We start from the raw sequence: 22,235 nt of genomic DNA on the forward strand, positions 1-22,235 counted from the left end.
TTGCGCCCATTGTCCAAGATTCCCCACTGCTGCCTCCCGTAGGAGTCTGGGCCGTGTCTCAGTCCCAGTGTTGCTGATCATCCTCTAAAACCAGCTATAGATCGTAGACTTGGTAGGCCGTTACCCCACCAACTATCTAATCTAACGCGGGCCGATCCTTCTCCGATAAATCTTTCCCCCGAAGGGCGTATAAGGTATTACTCACCGTTTCCAGTGGCTATTCCTTAGAAAAGGGCACGTTCCCACGCGTTACTAACCCGTCCGCCGCTCACTCCGAAGAGTGCGCTCGACTTGCATGTGTTAAGCCTGCCGCCAGCGTTCGTTCTGAGCCAGGATCAAACTCTCAAGTTGAAAAGCAATCGCTTGCTTATCCTTGACGTTCGAACCTCTGCACATCTCCAATACTCAAGGCCACCTTTGGGGGCAGGCCTCTATGTCCACCCGGCTAAGGATTGGACACGTATCGGAAGTCATCTGTTTGATGTACACAGTTTTCATAAGAAAACAGTGAACCGTTCAAACAGTGAAGCTGACACTCTATCATCGCGCTACCGCTTCGCTACTTGAGCGCCGCAATATTACTAAGAGCGTTGATATACAGACGTTGATCCATCGAAACGAACCAAACCGCCCACATATCTCTTCAGTTTTCATCAATGTCAAAGAGCTACACCAAAAGGCCAAAAATAAGACAGAGGCGCCAATTCCTTAGCGCTACCGCCTCACCACATCCTTCAGATGCCCCAGTCTCTCCTGAGCGTCTCAATCGTCTTTCCGATCCGTCCAGAGCCTCGCAACCCCCCGCCGTGCCGCGTCGCCGCTGCCGGTGAAGGGGGTTCTAAGCATAACTCAAATCACCCGCAATACCTAAATTACAAAAATCACACCTTTTTTGAAAGAACGCCCAGAAATAGGGCGTTTTTTCACTCTATCCCAGAGCCCTCCCGGTATTATCCGCCAGATTCCAGGTATTGCGCAGCTCAAAGGCCCGGGGCACTCCTCAAACTCGAGTCACTTCTCATTCCCCGCGTCCTCGAAGGAACCACTCTGGTCAGTCCTGTCACAGGCTAATTGGCCTGGCCCTGCGTTGAGCATCTTGCCTATTTCGCGGCACGTCCGGGCAGCCTGGACAATTTGCGGGCGCAGACAGCCACGCCATTGAAGGCCGCGTTGCCACTAACAGGGTCTATCCGTCTGTCATCGGTCAGATCATTGATCGAAACAGTCTGTACCTTGGTTGCGGCTGAGAGTTTGCCCTGTCGCTGTCCCCAGCCCTGTGGAATCGACACGACCCCTGGCGCAATCTCATCGGTGATCTCCACCGGCAGTACGGCCGAACCCACTGCACTTGTGATCTCGATATCTTCGGCCTCTACCACTCCAAGCCGAGCGGCGTCAGCCGGGTTGAGCTGCACCGTGCACCGATTGCGGCCCTTCACCAAACGGGGGCTGTTCTGGGTCCAGCTGTTGTGACTGCGGACCTGGCGACGGCCAATCATCAACAGCGGGAAATCGGCGCTAACAGGCGGTTGAAACGCCTGCAATCGCGGAAGATCCTCCAGGAAGACATCGGGGGCGAGGTTCAGACGTCCCTCCGGTGTCTCGAGGCGGTCAGCAATATTGGGAACAAGGGGGCCAAGATCAATCGAGCCACTGGGCGCGCTCAAAAGCGCTTCTACCGTGACAGCATCACCGTGGCACCCCTGCGGCAGCAACATCTGCAACATTTCGCTCGGCGACGGACCGATACTGTTGGAGCCAGAAATCCTTGCTGCCAAGCGTGAGATTACCTCCCATTCCTGCGGGTTGCCATTCGGAGTCTCGAAGATCGGTTTGGCAAAGGCGGCGGTATTGTGGACCGCAAAGCTGTGGAAGACCATGTCATAGACATCTTCCTCTAGCGCCACACTGGCAGGCAGGATCAGATCCGCATGGCGCGTGGTGTCATTAATGTGCAGATCAATCGACATCATAAAGTCGAGGTTTTGGAAGGCGCGGTCAATGCGCTGGCCATTTGGCGCGGTCAAGACCGGATTGCCAGCAACGGTGATCATCGCCTTGATCTGACCTTCACCCGGTGTTTCCATTTCCTCAGCCATGACTGAAACCGGGAATTCGCCATTGTACAGCGGTTGTTGCGACACCCGTGACCGTCTCTCAGGATAGCTGCGCGACTTGCCTTTGCGGCTGGTCATGCCAACGTAGTCCAGCGCCGGGGTGGTGAACATTGCCCCGCCAGGGCTGTCGAAATTGCCAGTGATGATATTAAGCGCATTGTTAGCCCATTGGCACAGGGAGCCAAAGCTCTGGGTTGAGGCCCCCATGCGGGCATAGCAAACTGCGGATTTGGAGGTAGCAAAGTCACGTGCCAACGCGCGGATGGTCTGGGCTTCGATGCCCGTCATTTCCGCGGCCTTGTCGGCGGTAAAGGGTCGCACCGCCTCCCGCAGGGTTTCGACACCATCCGTAATCTCCGCCAGCACGCCAAGTTTCTCTAGCCCCTGGGCAAAGACCTCATGAATCAGCGCCAACAGCAGGAAGGCATCGGTTTCAGGCTGAATGAACAGATGTTCGCCAGCGCGTGCCGCGGTTTCCGTACGGCGCGGATCAATCACCACAACACGACCGCCGCGCGCCTTGATCTCATCCATGCGCTTGCCAAATCCAGGCGCCGTCATCATTGACCCGTTTGAGACCACCGGATTGCCACCCAGTATCAGCATCAGATCCGTCCGAGCCACATCCGGCACCGGCATTAGCATCGGATGGCCCAGCATATGGATTGAGGCCACATGATGCGGAATCTGATCCGCCGTGGCGGATGAATAGCGATTGTTGGTCCCCAGCGCCTTGACCAGCCTTGGCAGTGTGAGAAGATTGCCGAACTTATGCGCATTGGGATTGCCAAGATAGACACCAACGCCGTCCTTGCCGTGGAGTTTTTGCACGGCGTCCAGACGTTCAACGGCAAAATCATAGGCCTCGTCCCAACTGATTGGAACAAACACGCCATCAACCTTTTTCAAGGGCGTTGTCACCCGATCAGGATCAGTGCGAAAATCCTGCAGTGCGATGGCCTTGGGGCAGATATGGCCCCGCGACAGCGGGTCCGCAGGATTGGGCTTGATGGAATGTACCTGGGTTTCGTCATAAGTGACAATCAGCCCGCACATGGCCTCGCAGATATTGCAGGTTCGAAACTGGGTTTTCAGGTCGCTCATGGCTGCCTCCGGCTGGGTTCACATCTCTCCGTCAAGGTCTCAAGCCTAGACCAGCGATCCCGCGTTTTGCAGAGTATTATCCCAGCGTCACAGTGCTTGGACCAAACGTCACTTTGGCCTTTCAAGCACGGCACGCCAGGATTTTGGCGCCAAAGACTGCTTAAACCTCTCCAACCGCTGCCATCAGGCGGTAGACGATCTGCGCCGCCGTGAAGTCCCAGGCTGCATTGCCATCAGGGGCAAGCTCAACCACATCCAACCCAACGCAACGGCGCCCGTTCAGCGCATGTTCCACGAGTTGCAAAGCCTGATAATAGCCCAAGCCTCCGGGCACTGGCGTGCCAGTGGCGGGCATCTGCGAAGGATCCAGCCCATCCACATCAAAGCTAACATAGACCAGCTCAGGGAAATCCTCTGGCAGGTCGATAGCGTGAATATTGCCGGTGACCAATTCTTCTGCATCGACATGAAAGACACCATTGGCAACTCGGCTTTCGGCTTCCTGAGTGCAAAGCGCCCGAACACCAAACTGCGCCAAGCCATGGCCTTCCTCGATCAAAAGGTTCATGACCGAGGCGTGAGAATGCTTCTCTCCCTGATAGGCCACGCGCAGATCGGCATGGGCATCAATCTGTACGATGCCAACCCGTTGTTTAAGCGCACGGGCTACCCCGGTCACTGCGCCATAGCTGAGCGAATGCTCCCCGCCTAACGTGACGGGCAGTTTGCCTGCGCGTACCGCGGCCTCAGTGCGCTGTGCGAGCCGTTCCATCACCTCAGCCAGAGGCCCGTCACAATCAAGCGCGGGCTCGGTGAAGATCCCCCTGGCACAGGGCTCAGCCCCCCGGCACAATCGTTCGAGCTCGTTTGAAGCCTCGATGATTGCCTCCGGCCCCGATGCGGTGCCCGCACCATAAGAGACAGTGCGTTCCAAAGGCACGGGGATAACCCGAAAAAACGCGTCTTCGCTACGCTCAGCCGTGCTCAGCTCACTTTCCAGAAAGAAGCTCATAGCGTTCCCCTCACGACAGGCGCTCCTTGAAATCGGCATAACCGAATTGTTTCACACTCCGCAGATCATCCGTCTGGCTGTTCCACAGCAGGATTGCAGGCAAGGCAACCCCGTTAAACGTATTGGTTTTGACCATGGAATAATGCGCTTGATCCAGGAAGGCGAAGCGATCTCCGATCTGCAGCGGCTGTGCCATTTTGTAGTCCCCAATCACATCCCCCGCCAGGCAGGACGGTCCGCCAAAACGATAGCTATGGCCCGTTTCGACCTCCCCCAGCAGGGCGGGGCGATAGGGGGCTTCGATTACATCTGGCATATGGCAGGTGGCAGAAATATCGGTGATGGCCAGATCCACGCCGTTCCGCGGTAGGTCCAGGACTTCGCCCACCAGAATACCCGCATCCAGGGCCACCGCTTCGCCGGGTTCAAGATAGACGTCAACATGATATTTGCTGCGAATTTCCAGAATAAAATCCACAAGCGCGTCGCGGTCATAGTCATCGCGGGTGATATGATGGCCACCACCAAAGTTCAGCCATTTCAACTGGCCAAGAAATGGCCCCAGCTTTGGCTCTATCGCTGCCCAGGTGCGTGCCAAAGGGGCAAAGCCCTGTTCACAGAGCGTATGCATATGCAGCCCGTCCACCCCATCCAGCGCCGCCGCAGTCAGCTGGCTGATCGGCGTGCCCAGCCGCGAACAGGGCGCGCAGGGGTCATATTTGGCGATCTCGCCTTCGGAATGTTCAGGGTTGATCCGCAGCCCCACCTGTTTGCTGGCAGCCTGGCATCTGGCCAGAAACCGGTCCTTCTGGGCCACACTGTTGAAGATCATGTGATCAGAGAGCGCAATGATCTCCTCGATCTCGCTGTCCTTGTAGCCCGCACAAAAGGTGGCGACCTCGCCGCCATATTCTTCGCGCGCCAGGCGCGCCTCATGCAACCCACTGGCGCAGGTGCCGCTCAGATAGTGACACACCAAAGGCGCCAGCGAAAACATCGAAAATGCCTTGAGCGCCGCCAGAACATGGGCGCCGGAGCGCTCGGCCACATCGGCCAGCACCATCAGGTTCCGCTCGACCGCCTTTTCGTCCACCACAAAACAGGGCGTGGGCACGCGGGAGAGGTCGAAATCGCGAAAGGCACCGGCATCGCCGGCCTGGGTTTGCATCATGTCGGTCATGGAAAATGTCCTCCAATTCACGCGGAGGGCCGTCCCCGGCCGCGGGTGGGGGTGAAGCCCCCGCCCATGGGGGCGGTCGGGGGCTGCCCGGCGTTGCCGCCGGGCAAAGATTCAGAACTCGACCGGACCGTTCAGCTCATGCACCTGCCATGGCAGGCCGTGTTCGTTCAGCATGTCCATGAAGTTGTCGGGGTCGAGCTGCTCCATGTTCCAGACACCGGGCTCGACCCAGTTGCCCTTCAGCACCTGCGCCGCACCGATCATGGCAGGCACGCCGGTGGTATAGGACACAGCCTGGCTGCCAACCTCGGCATAGCAGTCCTCGTGGTCGCAGATGTTGTAGATATAGTAGGTCTTTTCACCCGAACCATCCTTGGCCTGGCCGGTGGCAATGTCACCGATACAGGCCTTGCCCTTGGTTTCTGGTCCCAGATCGCCGGGATCAGGCAATAGGGTTTTCAGGAACTGGATCGGAATGATTTCCTGCCCATCATGCATCACAGGATCAATCCGGGTCATACCGACATTTTCCAGTACCTTGGCATGCATGATATAGGCGTCACCAAAGGTCATCCAGAACCGGGCCCGCTCGATCTCCGGGAAATGGGTCGACAGGCTTTCCAGCTCTTCGTGATACATCAGGTACATGTTCTTGGCCCCGATTGCCGGGAAGTCGAACTCGACCTTATGCGACATGGCCGGCGTGCCGTGCCAAGCGCCGTTTTCCCAGTGACGTGCCTCAGCCAGCACTTCGCGCAGGTTGATTTCCGGATTAAAGTTGGTGGCAAATTCCTGATCGTTGGAGCCACCATTGGCATCCAGAATGTCGATCTGGCGGATTGTGTCCAGCTTGTGCTTCTTCAACCAGGTGGCAAAGACACTGGTCACGCCCGGATCAAAACCAGAACCAAGAATGGCCGTCAGGCCTGCTTCTTTGAACTTGTCCTGATAAGCCCATTGCCAGTGATATTCAAACTTGGCTACGTCTTCGGGCTCGTAGTTTGCGGTATCCAGATAGTGGCAACCAGCCTCGAGGCAGGCATCCATCAGCACTAGGTCCTGATAGGGCAGAGCCAGGTTCACCAGGATCTCAGCCCCGGTTTCGCGGATCAGGGCAACCGTTGCGGCCACATCATAGGCGTCCAGCTCGGCAGTTTTGATCTCAACCCCGGTGCGTTCCTTCACGCTGGCGGCAATCGCATCACATTTGGATTTGGTACGGCTGGCCAAGGTGATCTCGGTAAAGATATCGGCGTTCATTGCCATCTTATGGACCGATGCGTGGCTTACGCCGCCGGCACCAACAACAAGTGTCTTACCCATGGTGGTTCTCTCCTTACCGGGGTTATTCATAATATGTATAGCCGTTGATCGAGTCCCGATAGGCCCCGATCAGGGTTTTACGTTCTGCGACCTGCACAGCCCCGCTTGAAATGGCCTCGTCCACCATTTTGCGAAAGGCCGCCACACAGTCAGCTGGGTCGAACTCGACATAGGACAGGACCTCGGAGATCGTGTCGCCTTCCTGTTCGTGCAACAGGTCAAACCCGCCATCTGGGCGCAGGTCGATGGTCACAACATTTGTATCGCCAAACAGATTGTGCAAATCGCCCAGGGTCTCCTGGTAGGCACCAACAAAGAACACCCCAAGGTAATAGCGCTGATCCTCGCTGAGAGAATGCACCGGCAAGGAGGGCGAGATCCCGTCCGCCAGGATAAAACGATCCACCTTACCGTCGCTGTCACAAGTGATGTCAGACAGCACCGCGCGGCGATCCGGTGTCTGGTTCAGCATCTGCAGCGGTACAATCGGATGCAGCTGGTCAATGGCCCAAACATCCGGCAGGGATTGGAACAGTGAAAAATTGCAGTGATAAACATCCGCAACCTCTTCCAGCTTTTCCCCCAGCTCATTCACTTCATCAGAAGCCGCAGCCAGAACTTTGATCTGCGCGATCAAGGACAGGTAGATACGCTCTGCCCGCGCCATCTGCCGCAGGTCGACCATGCCGCGACGAAACAATCCCCGCAGTTCATCGCGATAGAAGGTGGCATCGTTCCAGCATTCCTGTACCCGGCCTGCCACCAAATAGCCGCGGATCGCGGCCAGGTCAGAGACCAAGTGATGATCCTCCGGCTGCACATCCGGCGCGTCCGGCGCGTCATAGAGCGTCGTCTCCAGCACATCAAAGATCAGCATCGACGAGGTCGCCACCACTGCCCGGCCGCTCTCCGTGACCAACACCGGATGGGCCACCTCGGCGTCATCCATCGCATAGGCTACGGTTTCCACCACGTTTGAAGCATATTCTTCGATCGAATAGTTGATCGAATTCTCTGCGGCCCGTTTCTCGCCCGTATAGTCGATGCCCAAGCCCCCGCCGAGATCGAGATGGGTCAGCGGCACGCCTTCGCGGGTCAGTTCAATAAAATAGCGGCAGGCCTCCGCCGTGGCGCGGCGGACATCGTTCACATCCGGCACCTGACTGCCCAAATGGGAATGCTGCAGTCTCAGGCAATGCAGCAGGCCCACATCTTTGAGTCGATCCACAACCCGCAGCAACTGATCAGAGTTCATGCCAAAGGCTGACCGATCACCAGAGCTTTCTTGCCACTTGCCACCAATCTGGTTGGTCAGTTTAACGCGTACCCCAAGAAGCGGTTCAATTCCCAACTCGCGAGTGACTTCGATGACGGTCTCCGCCTCCTTGGGGCTTTCCAGCACAATGATGGTATTGAAACCAAGGCGGCGCGACAGGATCGCCAGGCGGATAAATTCTGCGTCCTTGACGCCGTTGCACACAATCAGCGCATCCTTCGCCAAACGGTGGGCCAGCGCGATGACCAACTCTGGCTTGGATCCGGCTTCGAGGCCAAAGTCATATTTGCTTCCGAATTCAACAATGCGGTCGATCACCTGGGCCTGCTGATTGACCTTGATGGGAAAGACCCCGCGATAGGGCGCTTTATATCCCACCCGCTGGATTGCGTTGGCAAAGCTCTGGTTGATATGGCGGATTTCGTTCTCCAGGAACGAACTGATACGCAGCAGCAGTGGCGAAGCGATGCCGCGTTGTTCCAGATCACTCAAGATGCCTGGCAGGCTGATGGGGGCGGCCTCTTTATGGGCCGGATTACACAGGGCAATCTCGCCCTCCGACGATACGGTGATCAGGCCCTTGCCCCACCGTTCGACTCCGTAAATATCCTCTGCGCAGTTTTGGTCCTGTGTCACACGAGTTGGCCTTTGCTGATGGTGGGGAGACAAAGCGTCAAATAGAAGCAAAATGGAGAGGTGTGGTTGTCTGGGTATCGTCCCATTCTATCCAGCAAAACCGCAATGGGATGGCCTGTTGCTGGCCTTGCGCCACGTATAGAAGCTCATATGATTCCCTCCAATAGGACAACCGCCAATTTCATACTTCCTTTCCAGATCTCAGGGGACAAGCGCACCCGTGTTTGGCACCCCAAGAAGCGCCGGTAATAGGCAGCCAGACGGCCTATCACAAGACTGGAAAGCGGCACTTTGTGTCATGGAAGCGAAGAGGGCGCGCACCGGTGCCCACCACTCCCAGTTTATCCTGCACGGCCTGTGTGAATCACGTCAGGATGTCGTAACCGCTTGACCTCAGCAGAGGGCTCTCGGGCATCTCCCTGCCCTGTGCGCAAAGGGCCACCGTCCCTAGCCCAGGGCATATCTACTCTGCCGCCCCCTCAAGATAGGGCACCAAGTGAGGCATCTCGCCCTGAGGGCGGTAAATGGTGAAAAGCTCAAACGGTTCGCTTACACCGCGCAACATGTAACGGCCAAGTGAGACAATATCGTACTTGGTGTCAGAAACCGCTTCCCGGACCACCTGTGAGAAAATCAGGTTTTGCCCAACCGAACGATGCATGCCTGCAATCCGCGCCGTCTGGTTGACCGCAGGGCCGATTACGGTGAAATCCAGTCGGTTTTCAGCGCCGATATTGCCATAGAGAATAGGCCCCGCGTGCAGGGCCAGCGTCCAGTCCGTCACGGGAAGCCCCTGCGCCAGCCGTTCCTCATTGCGCAGGCCAATATTGCGGCATAGCTCGGCCGAGGCCGCCAAAGCCGCCTGTGAGTCTTTTTCAATGCTGCCCAAATTGAACATCACCAGCATACCATCGCCCAGAAACTTGAGGATATTCCCCCCATGCTCCTGGGTCGCAGCGACGGCGATGCCAAAATAGTCGTTTAGCATTTCGATCAATTCCGGCCCCGGCAGCTCTCCGGCTAGGCTGGTAAAACCCTTGAGGTCAAACAGGCCAATCACCGCGTCGATCTCGGTAGAGGAGCCCCGCTGGAACTCACCCGAAAGCACCCGCTGACCGGGATCCCGCCCCAGATAGGTTTGCAACAGATCACTGGCCATTTGCCGGTTCGACATGGATTTCAGTGCCAACCCCAATACCGGGTATAGGGACTGGATAAGGGCCTTATCCTCTGCCGAAAACCCTTCGGGACTGTCAGTGGTCCAGGAAGACAGCACCCCTTCGGAGGGGGCGTTGGGGTCAACCGGGGCATCATCCTCGGTGAAGCGGAGTGTCAGCGCGAAATATTCAGTGGCACCGCGCCCCTTCAGCTCTTCCAACAATGGAAACTCTAACGGAACATTCGCCGTCAAGTCGACCTGCAGGCTTTCCAGTCCCTGATCCAACATCTGATAGAAAGGACTTCTGAGCCAGGCTTCGCGCGGGGTTTCACGGCGTTCATAGTGTTCGTGTGAAATGCCATCAGAACGCGTCCAGTTGTAGCCGATGCCGCCGAATTTTGGATGAAAGGCCCGCTGTGCAAGGTGAAACCGCCAGAGCGGCACCCCCATCTCAACCAGCTTTTCGCAGAAGGTATTTAGCAGATCCTGACGGCCACTGCTGCGCAGCCCTTTTTCGATCAGCATAGGAACCAGCGTTTCTGCTCTTGGATCCATGTCACCCATCATCGCCATCCCCTTCCTTGCCATGCATATCACCCGTCACCCCGATGCTCTGCGTCGTGAGAGCGTGGCGCCTCTATCCCCGCCAATTGGCGCAACATGTGGCGGAGCAAAGCCACCTCTTGCGGCGTGAACCGCTGGGCAAGCTGCGCATCATAGGTTTGCGCCTGGGATCTGAGATCACGATAGGCTGCTTCACCAGCCGGTGTAAGCCGCAAATGTTCCGAGCGCCGGTCCTTTTCATCGCGGCTACGCGAAACGAACCTGCGCGCGGCCAATTTTGCCACCGCCCGGCTGATTTTGGTTTTGTGTATCTTGGCCCTTTCGCCAATTTCCTTGGCCGTCATTTGGCCAAAAATTCCCAGATGAAACAGCACCCGCCACTCATTGCGCAGCATTCCATAGCGATTCTTGTAGTGGGCCTGGAAGGCCAGTGAAGACTCCTCAGCGGCGCGGTTCAGCAAAAAGGGCAGAAAATCTTGCAGCGAAAAATCATCTTTTTCAGTCATGAGGCGCTCCTTTTTCTTGTTAGTTACAAAATCAACTATTAATTCCGCAAGCAGAAAAGGAGCGCGCGACATGAATAAAGCTGCTGATCCCCACCAGATGGTCCAGGCCCCATCCCTTGCTGGCCCGCATGAAGGCTATATGCCCGGCTTTGGCAATGACTTTGAAACCGAGGTACTACCCGGTGCCATGCCCCAGGGCATGAACAGCCCGCAGAAATGCAACTATGGCCTCTACGGCGAGCAGCTTTCGGGCACCGCCTTTACCGCTGATCCCCCCGAACGCACCTGGTGCTACCGTATCCGCCCCTCGGTGAAGCACTCGCATCGCTATACCAAGATCGACCTGCCTTATTGGAAATCCGCCCCCCATGTGGACCCCGATGTCGCCAGCCTCGGCCAGTACCGTTGGGACCCGGTGCCCCATGACGGTCAGGCCCTGACCTGGCTCACCGGCATGAAAACCATGACAACTGCGGGCGATGTGAACACTCAGGTCGGCATGGCCAGCCATGTCTATCTGGTAACCGAAAGCATGCAAGACGCCTATTTCTTTTCCGCCGATTCGGAACTGTTGGTGGTGCCACAGGAAGGCCGCCTGCGTTTTGCCACCGAGCTGGGAATTATTGACCTAGAGCCCCAGGAGATCGCCATTATCCCGCGCGGGCTGGTCTATCGCGTTGAAGTGCTGGAAGGCCCGGCCCGTGGTTTTGTTTGCGAAAACTATGGTCAGAAATTCGAGCTGCCCGGTCGTGGCCCCATTGGCGCCAATTGCATGGCCAACCCGCGCGATTTCAAAGCACCTGTAGCGGCCTATGAGGACCGCGAGGTGCCTTCGACCCTGACGGTGAAATGGTGCGGCCAGTTCCATGAGACTCAGATCGGCCAGAGCCCGCTGGATGTGGTGGCCTGGCACGGCAATTACGCGCCTTACAAATATGATCTGAAGACATATTGCCCGGTTGGAGCCATCTTGTTTGATCACCCGGATCCGTCGATCTTTACGGTGTTGACCGCGCCGTCTGGCGTGCCTGGCACCGCCAATATCGATTTTGTACTGTTCCGCGACCGCTGGATGGTGGCTGAGAACACCTTCCGCCCGCCTTGGTACCATAAGAACATCATGTCCGAGCTGATGGGCAATATCTATGGTCAGTACGACGCCAAGCCTCAGGGGTTCATTCCCGGTGGCATGTCGCTGCACAATATGATGATCCCGCATGGGCCAGACAAAAATGCCTTTGAAGGGGCGTCGAACTCTAATCTTGGGCCGGAGAAGCTGGAAAACACCATGTCCTTCATGTTCGAAACCCGCTTCCCACAGCACCTCACCGAGTTTGCCGCCAAGGAAGCGCCGCTGCAGGATGACTATATCGATTGCTGGAGCGACATCGAGAAGAAGTTCGACGGCACGCCTGGTATGAAATAACAAAGAGATAAGAAGGGGGCGCTGCCCCCTCTGGGCCTCAAATGGCCCATTCACCCCCGGAATATTTTCCGGAAAGATGATAATGAGGCCGCAAGTGCCTCACATGATTGGAGGCTCTATGCCGCTTCTGAAATCCTGGGTTGCCTCGGCCAATGACGCCACGCATCCCTTTCCACTGAACAACCTGCCTTACGGGGTTTTCTCCACTGCTGACAGCGATCCGCGCTGTGGCGTTGCCATTGGCGATATGATCCTGGACTGCCAGGCCGCCGAAGAGGCAGGCCTGTTGCAGCTGGCGGATTATCCTCTGTTCGAAGTGCCCTTCTGGAACGAGATGATGGAAGAGGGCCCTGCCGTTTGGGCGGCGCTGCGCGATCGTCTGACAGCGCTGCTGAGCGAGGGCGCGGCGGAGCAGGCAAAGCTGGAGCCGCTTATGGTGGCCCAAGAAGAGGCCGAGCTGCATATGCCCATCGCCGTGGCGGAATACACCGACTTCTATGCCGGTATGCAGCATGCCAAGAACATGGGCGCGATCCTGCGCGGTTCCCCTGATCTGCCTGCCAACTGGCTACATATCCCCATCGGCTACAACGGTCGGGCTTCCTCTGTCGTGGTCTCTGGCACCGAGATCCATCGTCCCAATGGCCAGACCAAGGCGCCGGATGCTGAGATGCCATCGTTTGGTCCGACAAAACGTCTGGATATCGAGCTGGAGATGGGCGCCATTGTTGGCACCGGGTCCGAATTTGGTCAGCCGATCACCGTGGATGAAGCCGATGCCATGATCTTTGGCTATGTGCTGCTGAATGACTGGTCCGCCCGTGACATCCAGGGTTGGGAATATCAGCCCCTGGGGCCGTTTCAGGGCAAGGCCTTTGGCACCTCGATCTCTCCCTGGATCGTGACCGCTACGGCGCTGGAAAGCTTTCGCGCGCCAACACCTGCCCGCGAAAAAGAACTGCTGCCCTACCTGAATGGCAGCAAGGACGGATTGTATGACATCGAGCTGGAAGTGCTGATGCAGCCCGAAGGGGCGGAACGCGCCAGTTCCATCGCCAAGACCAACTACAACCGGATGTATTATTCAGCGGCTGAGCAGCTGTGCCATCACGCCATTGGTGGCTGTGAGATGAACACCGGTGATCTCTTGGGTTCGGGCACCATCTCGGGGGCTGAGCGCTCAGAATATGGCTCGCTGATGGAGCTGAGCTGGGCCGGGCGCGAGCCCTTTACCCTGGAGACCGGCGAGACCCGTGGCTTTATTGAGGATGGCGATACCCTGACACTGCGCGGCAATGCGCGCGGTGATGGCTATACCATCGGCTTTGGCGATTGTGTGGGTAAAATCCTGCCCGCCAAACCCTGGCCTGCGGCCTAAGCAAGCTTAGACACTGATTATTGAGGGGGGCGCTGCCCCCTTCGACCCGACAAAAGGATAGAAACATGGCCAAGGCATTTGCGTCCCAAGGGGACATGAGCGAGAAGAAGATCACCTTTGATGAAATTGGTGAGGGGCTTTATGCCTTTACCGCTGAAGGCGATCCAAATTCCGGCGTCATCATCGGTGATGACTCTGTCATGATCGTTGAGGCCCAGGCGACACCGCGTCTGGCCAACAAGGTGATCGAATGCGTGCGCTCGGTCACAGACAAGCCGATCACCCATGTGGTGCTGACCCACTACCATGCTGTGCGTGTTCTAGGGGCCTCGGCCTTCAATGCGCAGCAGGTGATTATGTCCAATGCCGCCTACAACATGGTGCTGGAGCGCGGTCAGGAAGATTGGGACAGCGAGTTCCAGCGCTTTCCACGCCTGTTTGAGGGCCATGAGAGCATTCCTGGCCTGACTATGCCGACGACAACCTTCTCTGATGAAATGACCGTTTTCCTGGGCAAACGCCGGGTGAACATCAAACAGATCGGTCGCGCCCATACAGCTGGGGACGCTGTGATCCATGTGCCGGATCAGAACGTCATGTTCACCGGTGACATCGTCGAAGATCACTCGGCCTGCTATTGTGGCGACGGGCATTTTGCCGATTGGGGCAACACCCTGGACAACATCAAAGCCTATGACGTGGACGCGATTGCGCCAGGTCGCGGTGGCGCCCTGGTGGGCAAGGAAGCGGTGAACCGCGCCATCGAAAGCACCCGTGACTTTGTGCAGAGCACCTACCTGCCTGCCGCCCGCGTGGCGGCCCGAGGAGGCTCCCTGAAAGAGGCCTGGGATGCGGTGCGCGCAGAATGCGACCCCAAGTTTGCAGACTACGCCATCTATGAACACTGCCTACCCTTTAACGTCGCGCGCGCCTATGACGAGGCCCGTGGTATCGCCCACCCGCGGATCTGGACGGCAGAACGCGATCTGGAAATGTGGGCCGCGCTGCAGGGCTAAGGCGCATCCCTTATCGCGGGGCGCTTTGATCCAGATCGTGCCGCCCCGTTGAAACATATGAAACGATCACCCAATCCTCCCGGCGCATCCGTGCCGGGACACGGAGAAGCTGTGCCAACCGGGAGCTTCCGGAGGCACCCCGAATGAATACGGAGGAGACCAGATGAACAAGATCTTTGAAGTCCCGATGTATCCTTATGCCCGCCATGAGGATCAGGATGCCGGGGCACCAGCCCGCCGCAAAGTTGTGGTAATCGGGGCCGGCCCCATTGGCTTGGCCGCCGGGATCGAACTGGCCCAGGAAGGCATTGAGGTGGTGATCCTCGATGAAAATGACAAAGTGAGCTTTGGCTCCCGTGCTATCTGTTTTGCCAAACGCCCCTTAGAAATTCTGGATCGGCTTGGCTGTGGCCAGCCCATGGTTGACAAAGGCGTGCTGTGGAACAAGGGCAAGGTCTTCTTTGATGACCGTCAAGTCTATGACTTCAATCTGCTGCCCGAGGAGGGGCACCAACGCCCTGCCTTTATCAATCTGCAGCAGTACTATTTCGAAGAATATCTGGTCGACCGGGTCCGCGCCCTGCAAGAGCAAGGCGCGCCAATCGAGATACGAGGCCGCAACAAGGTCTCGGCCATTGGCACCCATCCCGACCATGTGACGCTGGAGATCGACACCCCCGAGGGATCTTATAATCTCGAAGCCGACTGGATGATCGCCTGCGATGGCGCGGGCTCCCCCACCCGCCGCATGCTGGGGCTGGACTTTGTTGGCCGCGTCTTTGAGGACAACTTCCTGATCGCCGATGTGGTGATGGAGGCCGATTTCCCGACAGAGCGTTGGTTCTGGTTTGACCCACCCTTCAACAAGGGCCAGTCAGCCTTGTTGCACAAGCAGCCCGATGGGGTCTGGCGCATTGACCTGCAGCTGGGCTGGGATATCGACAAGGAGCGCGAAAAACGCCCCGAGAATGTCATTCCCCGCCTCAAGGCCATGCTGGGCGACGATGTGGAGTTTGAGCTGGAATGGGTCTCGATCTATACCTTCCAGTGTCGGCGGATGGAAAAGTTTCGTCATGGCCGCGTGTTGTTTGCCGGCGACGCCGCGCATCAGGTTTCCCCCTTTGGTGCCCGTGGGGCGAACTCGGGTTTGCAAGACACCGACAACCTGATCTGGAAGCTGAAACTGGTGATGGAGGGCAAAGCTCCCGAAAGCCTGCTCGATAGCTATGACCAAGAACGGGTGCACGGGGCGGAAGAAAACATTCTCAACTCTAGCCGGTCTACCGATTTCATCACGCCCAAATCAGAAATGTCCCGTCTGCTGCGGGATGCGGTGCTGGACCTGAGCGAGCATCATGAGTTTGCCCGCCCCCTGGTGAACTCTGGCCGTCTGTCGGTGCCCTGCACCTATGATGGCTCAACACTGAACTCAGCGGATGCACTGATGGATGGCCCTGCGCGCACGCGCCCTGGCTCTTCCTGTCCAGACGCGCCATTGGGAGATGAGTTCCTGCTACCGAAACTGGGGAACAGCTTCATCCTGCTGACCATTGATGCCGATGCACCGGAGGAAATCGAAGAAGCAGGCATCACCGTCAAGCGGCTGGCTCTGTCAGTCAAAGATGACAAGACCCTAGCGCTGAAAGAGCGCTATCTGGGCGATCACGATGCCGGTGTCTACTTGATCCGCCCAGATCAACATGTGGCCGCGCGTCGTCCCTCGTATGATGACAATCAGTTCCGCGCAGCCATCCGCCGCGCCATGGGCAAGGAGTGACCCCGATGTCTGACACCCTGATTCTGACCCCAAATATCGACGGCGCCGATGATTTCTATGCGGACCTTTTGACCGCTCACGAAGGCCGAGACAAAGCCGACAGCGACGCGTTTAACGCCCGTCTGCTTTTGGTGCTCGCCAACCACATCGGCGACCGCACGATCCTGAAACAGGCGTTGGCTGCTGCTGCGCTCACCAAAGAGGAGGACCCCGCATGAAGATCGAACAAATTCACCACGTAGCTTATCGCTGCAAAGACGCCAAACAGACCGTCGAGTGGTACAACAAGATGCTCAAGATGGACTTTGTTCTGGCCATCGCTGAGGATCACGTGCCCTCCACCCACGAGCCCGACCCCTACATGCATATCTTCATGGATGCGGGCAATGGCAACGTTCTGGCCTTCTTTGAGCTGCCCACCAAGCCCGAAATGGGGCGCGACCCCAACACACCGATCTGGGTTCAGCACATCGCCTTTAAGGTCAAGGATCGCGAGACCCTGATCGAATTCAAAGACCACCTCGAGGCCAATGGCGTCGAAGTTCTCGGCGTGACCGATCACTCAATCTTCCACTCGATCTATTTCTTTGATCCCAATGGTCACCGGGTTGAACTGGCCTGCCCCGATCCAAAGGAAGAGGCGCTGCTGGAAAAACTCGACGCCGTGAAGTGGGAGATGTTGGAAGAATGGTCCAAGACCAAGAAGGCCCCAAAACACGCTGACTGGCTGCATGCCAAAGAACTGAGCGAGGTCTGATCTCAGACCATAAGCCTGCAATAGATTGACAACACTTGGGCAACCGGAGAGGCTTCGGGTGCCCAATACTCTCTTTATAGGCCCTATTTTTTCAGGAAAGATCAGTGATGCACGACACCGTTCTCTTCGATTATTGGCGCTCCTCCGCCAGCTACCGCTTACGCATTGCGCTGAACCTGGCTGAAATCGATTACCGGTCCGTCACCGTGGATCTGGTCAAGGGTGAGCATAAGACGCCAGAACATCTGGCCCGCAATCCGCAGGGCTTTGTGCCGGTGCTAGAGATCGACGGTCTGCGCATGACCCAGTCTCTGGCTATTCTGGACTACCTGGACCAGACCCGCGAACTGGGCCTTTTGCCAAAAGACCCCGCCGCACGGGTTCAGGCCCAGGCCCTGGCCCATGCAATCGCAGTGGATCTGCACCCAGTCTGCAACCTGCAAGTGGCGAAACATGCCACCCAGCTTTCCGGTGGGGCCGAGGGAATGCCTGGCAATTGGATGGTGCACTTTATCCGTCCCGGCCTTCAGGCCTTTGAGACCCTGCTGGGCGCCTATGACAAGAGCCCCTATTGCACCGGGGAGGCCCCTGGCCTGGCTGACATATGCCTAATGCCACAGCTCTATAACGCACGGCGTTGGGGCGCTGACATCTCGGATATGCCCCGCATTCTAGCGGTCGAGGCAGCCTGCGCCACCCACCCTGCCTTTGCCAAGGCACACCCGGATGCGGTCAACACCAGCGGCTGATCACTCTGGGGCATCTGCCGGTCTATGTCGCCTGTTCGCTATGACCTTGAACAGGCGACCATCGGTCACCACCAACCCCAGGCCTATCACTAGAAAGCCAAGGAAGGCTTCGCGGCTCAGGGTCTCACCAAGGAAGCCGGCGCCCAGGCCAACCGCCACCGGCGGGATCAACAGAGTGACCAGCATCAGATTGGCAGATCCAGCCCGGCGCAGAATGTCAAAATACATCAGATAGGCCAATGCAGTGGACAGCACTGCGATACCGATCAAGGCGCACCAGACCTCGGCGGACAGATCCAACCGAGGCATACCCTCGACATAGAACACCAGCGGCAGCATCAGCACAGTACTGCCAACCACCATGCCCAGCGCGTTCATCAAGGGCGGTTGCCCCGCCAAAAACAACTTCCCCCAAACACTGGCCAGCGCGTAGGAAAAGGCAGCGGCCAGGACCGCCAGCTGCGCCAGATTGCGCGGATCAAACGAGGTCAGCGTCGAAGGTCCCATGATTACCGCCACGCCCAAAAATCCCAGGGCAGCGCCAATCAGCTTCTGCGATGTCAGCGGCTCGTCCCGGAGCAAGATACCGGCCATCACTGCGCCAAACATCGCCGTGGTACCATTGAGGATCGATGCCAACCCGCTTTCAATCTGGGTCTGCCCCCAAAAGATCAGCGAAAACGGCAGGGCGTTGTTCAATGCTCCCATACCAAGATAGGCGCCCCAGATCCTTGCCCCACCTGGGATCTGGATGCCTTTGATGCGCACAACCAAAAACAGCACCGGAAGCGCCAGCCCCACCCGAAACAGGGTAATGGTGAGCGGTGGTAATTGGCTGAGGGCGACTTCAGCGAAAAAGAACGACCCGCCCCAGACCAGCGCCAATGCCGCCAATAATACGCCAGATGTCAGATCAACGGATGGGCTCGGCTGCGTCATCTAGGGCTCCTTTTTTCCTGCCGCCCAGGCTAGGCCAACTGAACAGATGAAACGACCCGTTTCCTGCGCATAGGATCCGCCTCCCGGAAGAGGCGCCCCAGCTCGTACCAATATGCAGTGGCCTGCCACCAGGTTCTAAGCTGGCAAGCCCCGTCCATTGAAATGGCCAAGTGCAGATCCTGGATGCTTACCCCTTGCAGCCTTGGGCCTTGTAGGCAAAGGTCGCGATAGATTTTCAATCCGCAAAGGGAGCCCAATGGCATGCGCCACTACCCCTACCGCCTCACTGGGCCTATCGGCTCTGCAGCAACGCTAGGGCTGATTGCCCTGCAGGTGGATGAAACCATCGAGCAGGACTTCCGCCGTCTGTTTCCCAGTCGCACAGTGGCGATCTATGTGAACCGCATTCCCTCGGGCGAAGACCTGACACCCGCCTCCATTGCCCAGATGGGGCGCGATCTGCCCGCAGCTGCAGCCCTATTGCCACAGGCTGCTACGTTTGATGCCGTGGCCTATGGCTGCACTTCAGGCACCACTTTGATCGGGGTGGACCGTGTGCGCACTTTGGTTCAGGGCGCTGTGAATACCCGCCATGTTGCCCAACCGCTCAGCGCAACCCTTGCTGCCTTTGCCGCGCTGGAGGTCTCTGCGATTGGCTTGGTTTCCCCCTACATAGACACGGTCGCCGGTCCTATGCGGCAGACATTCGAGGCCGCGGGCTACGCCGTTCCCGCCATGGTCTCCTTTGGCGAAGAGGTTGAAGCCAATGTCGCACGCATTGATCCGGCCTCGATACATGCGGCTGCGTTGGAGGTGGGATCAAATCCGGAGGTGGGCGCGGTGTTCCTTAGCTGCACCAACCTGCGTACCCTTGATATCATTACCGATCTGGAACAGCGTCTGGGCAAACCCGTGGTGAGCAGCAACCAGGCTCTGGCCTGGCACATGGCAAGACTCTCTGGGGCGCCTCTGGCTGCAGATGCCCCTGGCGCACTGTTTGCTCGTCACCTGCCGCAAGGCTGAAACACCCTTTTATCTAAGTTATAAAAAGAAAACCCCGCCCAGCGGCTTTGCCAGGCGGGGTTTGTTTTCTGATAATGAGGAAGGGATCAGTTTCCAGATCCCTCGCTCGTGTCTTCACCGCTCAGGGTGCTGGGGGCAAAGACACCGCCAAAGCCGGAATTATTGCCCTCGCTTTCCGTGCTCCCCTGCTGCTCTGTTTCGCCTTCCAGATTGGTAGGGGCAAAGACACCACCAAACCCGGAATCGTTCCCCGCAGGTTTAGACTGGGCCGGAGCAGCACTGCTGCCTTGCTCTGCCTCCTGTTGTTGACGACGCAGTTCACGCTGGCGCTTAAGCTCCTGAATGCGCAGCTCGGTCTCTAGGCGCTTTTGCTCCTGAACATCCGCGATACACTGCTGCGGACTATAGACAGTGGCCGTGCCAACCACAGTGACCGTGGCACAGGCGACAATCACCAAGGCTACAGCGGCCCAGTTTGAGCTGAGGAAGCCTGGCAGTTTGAACTGGCCTGAGCTCAACTCTTCCACCGTAGCCTCCTTGCGGGCCTCGGCCACCAGTTCTTTGCGGCGGATATTGGCCTCGTTGAACAGGGCGGCAAATACCGTGAGCAAGACAATGATAAAGGCCAGGGCCGAAATCGCCGGGGTGATGCCGTAGCGGACCTTTTGAGCCAGCTCGATGGTCAGCGTTGGATACTCGCCAAAGGTGAAGGTGGTGGTGTTGTAGTTCTCAAAGCTCGCCAGGAAGGCCAGCACCGCAGCCGAGGCGATGGCGGGCTTCATGAAGGGCAAAAGCACCTTGCGGAAGGCCTGCGCATGGGTGGCGCCCAGATCCAGTGCCGCCTCTGTCAGCGCGGTATCATAGCGCTGCAGACGTGCCACCAGCACCAGCATACAGTAGCTGGCAATAAAGGTGGACTGGCCAATCACCGTGAGGAACAAACCGTTGGACAGGAAACTGTCTGCCCCCAATCCAACCATACGGTTGATCCGGTCCCAGAACACCAGCGTCGAGATACCAATGACCACACCGGGCACCAGGATTGGCGCAATGATGATGGTGTAATAGGTCGCCCTGAGCTTGGGCCAGATCTGAGTCAGCATCAGCGCCCCAGCCAAACCCATGGCGACCGAGAGCACCACAGTGCCTGCGCCCACCAGAATGGAGTTCTTGATGCCATTCAGGATCCGCTCATCCTGAAACAGCGCCGAGAACCATTCAAAGGTCAGGCATTCCCAGGGCGTCGCCCGCGGGAACTCTGGTGAGTTGAAGGCGGTAACCGACATGATCACCAGAGGTCCGAGCAGATAGGCAAAGAAAACGCCCAGGTAGATCCAGATGCTCAGGCGCATAAATGAGAGGTTCTTCATTTGCCGATATCCCCCATGTTCACCTTGAACACCCGCATGAGGGCCAGCACCAAGAGGATACAGGTCACCAGCAGCACCACGGCATAGGCCGCGCCCTGTGGCCAGTCAGAGTTGTCGTTGAATTGCTGATAGATCAGCTGGGTAAACCACAAAGAGGAGGGACCACCCAGAATCTGTGGCGCCGCCAGTGCCCCGGCAGAGAGCATAAACACCATGGTACAGCCAGAGCTGATCCCCGGTTTGGCATAGGGAATGACCACCCGGCGGTGGATCATTGGCCAGCTGGCCCCCATGTCGCGTGCCGCCTCGATCTGGTTGCGATCTAGGCTTTCGATCACGTTGTAGATCGGGAAGATCATCAGCAAGATATAGGCATAGCCCAGCCCCGCATAGAGCGCGATATCGTTGCGAACAAAGTCAAAGGGCGTGTCGAATATCCCTGCGGCCACCAGCAAATTGTTGAGCACCCCGGTTTCGCCAAAGATAATGCGCAACGCAAAGGCCCGCAGGATCTCGTTGATCCAGTAAGGAATGATCAGCATCAGCGCAAAGATACGGATGTGATTGCCCTTGGTCTGGGCCAGATAATAGGCGATCGGATAACACAGGATCAGGTTAAAGATGGTCACAAAAATTGCCGCCACCAGGGTGCGGTAAAACACCTTGAGATCCACCGCGTTGTAGTCTTGGCTGCCACCTTCTGGGCCAAAAACTAGGTATTTGTAGTTCTCCATTGTGTAGACGTCTTTTGGTCCGCCAATTTCAGGAGGTGGCAGGTTGGGCCGGAAGGAGAAATCCAGCATCGAGAGCTGCGGCAGAATGATCAGACCGATGGTCCAGAACAGCACCAGCCCCAGCATCAGCGAGCCGATGCCAAGACCGTTACGGTCAAAAAACTCTTTTAGGAAACGAGGCATCGCCAC

18 protein-coding genes are annotated in these 22,235 nt (G+C 57.5%); 8 read left to right on the forward strand and 10 right to left on the reverse strand.

Annotation, left to right across the window (positions count from 1 at the left end):
* Window positions 1-1,100 precede the first annotated feature (1,100 nt).
* From MED193_RS10900 to MED193_RS10930, 7 genes are all read right to left on the reverse strand, one after another.
* Window positions 1,101-3,221, reverse strand: a complete 2,121-nt coding sequence (locus MED193_RS10900) for a molybdopterin oxidoreductase family protein (protein ID WP_009809778.1) — start codon at window positions 3,219-3,221, stop codon at window positions 1,101-1,103.
* A gap of 160 nt (window positions 3,222-3,381) precedes the next feature.
* A complete protein-coding gene (speB, locus tag MED193_RS10905; protein ID WP_009809779.1) occupies window positions 3,382-4,233 on the reverse strand; it encodes an agmatinase in 852 nt (283 codons plus the stop codon).
* A gap of 10 nt (window positions 4,234-4,243) precedes the next feature.
* The gene (gene nspC, locus MED193_RS10910) at window positions 4,244-5,413 is read right to left on the reverse strand and encodes a carboxynorspermidine decarboxylase (RefSeq protein WP_009809780.1); all 1,170 of its coding nucleotides are present in this window, start codon (window positions 5,411-5,413) and stop codon (window positions 4,244-4,246) included.
* Window positions 5,414-5,524: 111 nt separating this feature from the next.
* Window positions 5,525-6,736, reverse strand: coding sequence for a saccharopine dehydrogenase family protein (locus MED193_RS10915; RefSeq protein ID WP_009809781.1), 1,212 nt, complete (start codon window positions 6,734-6,736; stop codon window positions 5,525-5,527).
* Window positions 6,737-6,758: 22 nt separating this feature from the next.
* Window positions 6,759-8,648 carry a biosynthetic arginine decarboxylase gene (speA, locus tag MED193_RS10920; protein WP_009809782.1) on the reverse strand — a complete coding sequence of 630 codons (1,890 nt, stop codon included), beginning with the start codon at window positions 8,646-8,648 and terminating at the stop codon, window positions 6,759-6,761.
* Between the two features lie 463 nt (window positions 8,649-9,111).
* The gene (locus MED193_RS10925; protein WP_039966839.1) at window positions 9,112-10,371 is read right to left on the reverse strand and encodes an adenylate/guanylate cyclase domain-containing protein; all 1,260 of its coding nucleotides are present in this window, start codon (window positions 10,369-10,371) and stop codon (window positions 9,112-9,114) included.
* Window positions 10,372-10,400: 29 nt separating this feature from the next.
* Window positions 10,401-10,877: a MarR family winged helix-turn-helix transcriptional regulator gene (locus tag MED193_RS10930; RefSeq protein ID WP_039966111.1), complete on the reverse strand. Its 477-nt coding sequence runs from the start codon at window positions 10,875-10,877 to the stop codon at window positions 10,401-10,403.
* 70 nt (window positions 10,878-10,947) lie between these two features.
* Between MED193_RS10930 and hmgA the strand changes: the two genes are divergently transcribed.
* The 7 genes from hmgA (at window position 10,948) to maiA (ending at window position 17,980) form a co-directional block, all read left to right on the forward strand.
* The gene (gene hmgA / locus MED193_RS10935) at window positions 10,948-12,303 is read left to right on the forward strand and encodes a homogentisate 1,2-dioxygenase (protein ID WP_009809786.1); all 1,356 of its coding nucleotides are present in this window, start codon (window positions 10,948-10,950) and stop codon (window positions 12,301-12,303) included.
* Between the two features lie 118 nt (window positions 12,304-12,421).
* Window positions 12,422-13,681, forward strand: a complete 1,260-nt coding sequence (gene fahA / locus MED193_RS10940; protein WP_039966112.1) for a fumarylacetoacetase — start codon at window positions 12,422-12,424, stop codon at window positions 13,679-13,681.
* Window positions 13,682-13,746: 65 nt separating this feature from the next.
* Window positions 13,747-14,697: an MBL fold metallo-hydrolase gene (locus tag MED193_RS10945; RefSeq protein WP_009809788.1), complete on the forward strand. Its 951-nt coding sequence runs from the start codon at window positions 13,747-13,749 to the stop codon at window positions 14,695-14,697.
* Between the two features lie 163 nt (window positions 14,698-14,860).
* Window positions 14,861-16,474: an FAD-dependent oxidoreductase gene (locus MED193_RS10950; RefSeq protein ID WP_009809789.1), complete on the forward strand. Its 1,614-nt coding sequence runs from the start codon at window positions 14,861-14,863 to the stop codon at window positions 16,472-16,474.
* 5 nt (window positions 16,475-16,479) lie between these two features.
* Window positions 16,480-16,692: a DUF2783 domain-containing protein gene (locus tag MED193_RS10955; protein WP_009809790.1), complete on the forward strand. Its 213-nt coding sequence runs from the start codon at window positions 16,480-16,482 to the stop codon at window positions 16,690-16,692.
* A complete protein-coding gene (locus tag MED193_RS10960) occupies window positions 16,689-17,231 on the forward strand; it encodes a VOC family protein (RefSeq protein ID WP_009809791.1) in 543 nt (180 codons plus the stop codon). The genes MED193_RS10955 and MED193_RS10960 overlap by 4 nt, the downstream gene beginning before the upstream one ends.
* 107 nt (window positions 17,232-17,338) lie before the next feature.
* On the forward strand, window positions 17,339-17,980 hold the full coding sequence (gene maiA / locus MED193_RS10965; RefSeq protein WP_009809792.1) for a maleylacetoacetate isomerase: 642 nt from the start codon (window positions 17,339-17,341) through the stop codon (window positions 17,978-17,980).
* On the opposite strand, the gene MED193_RS10970 is transcribed toward maiA, so the two are convergent.
* Complete coding sequence (locus tag MED193_RS10970) at window positions 17,981-18,919, reverse strand: DMT family transporter (RefSeq protein ID WP_009809793.1); 939 nt, start codon at window positions 18,917-18,919, stop codon at window positions 17,981-17,983.
* Between the two features lie 261 nt (window positions 18,920-19,180).
* Between MED193_RS10970 and MED193_RS10980 the strand changes: the two genes are divergently transcribed.
* Window positions 19,181-19,942 (forward strand): aspartate/glutamate racemase family protein, encoded by a 762-nt coding sequence (locus MED193_RS10980; RefSeq protein ID WP_009809794.1) that lies wholly within the window; start codon window positions 19,181-19,183, stop codon window positions 19,940-19,942.
* 86 nt (window positions 19,943-20,028) lie between these two features.
* Here MED193_RS10980 and MED193_RS10985 read toward each other — a convergent pair whose 3' ends face one another.
* Together MED193_RS10985 and MED193_RS10990 are read right to left on the reverse strand one after the other, a co-directional pair.
* Complete coding sequence (locus MED193_RS10985) at window positions 20,029-21,312, reverse strand: ABC transporter permease (protein WP_009809795.1); 1,284 nt, start codon at window positions 21,310-21,312, stop codon at window positions 20,029-20,031.
* Window positions 21,309-22,229, reverse strand: coding sequence for an ABC transporter permease (locus tag MED193_RS10990; RefSeq protein ID WP_009809796.1), 921 nt, complete (start codon window positions 22,227-22,229; stop codon window positions 21,309-21,311). Before MED193_RS10990 ends, MED193_RS10985 begins: the two co-directional genes overlap by 4 nt.
* Window positions 22,230-22,235 lie beyond the last annotated feature (6 nt).

It is taken from the genome of Roseobacter sp. MED193, assembly GCF_000152965.1.
In the GTDB taxonomy this organism is placed as follows: Bacteria; Pseudomonadota; Alphaproteobacteria; order Rhodobacterales; family Rhodobacteraceae; genus Pseudophaeobacter.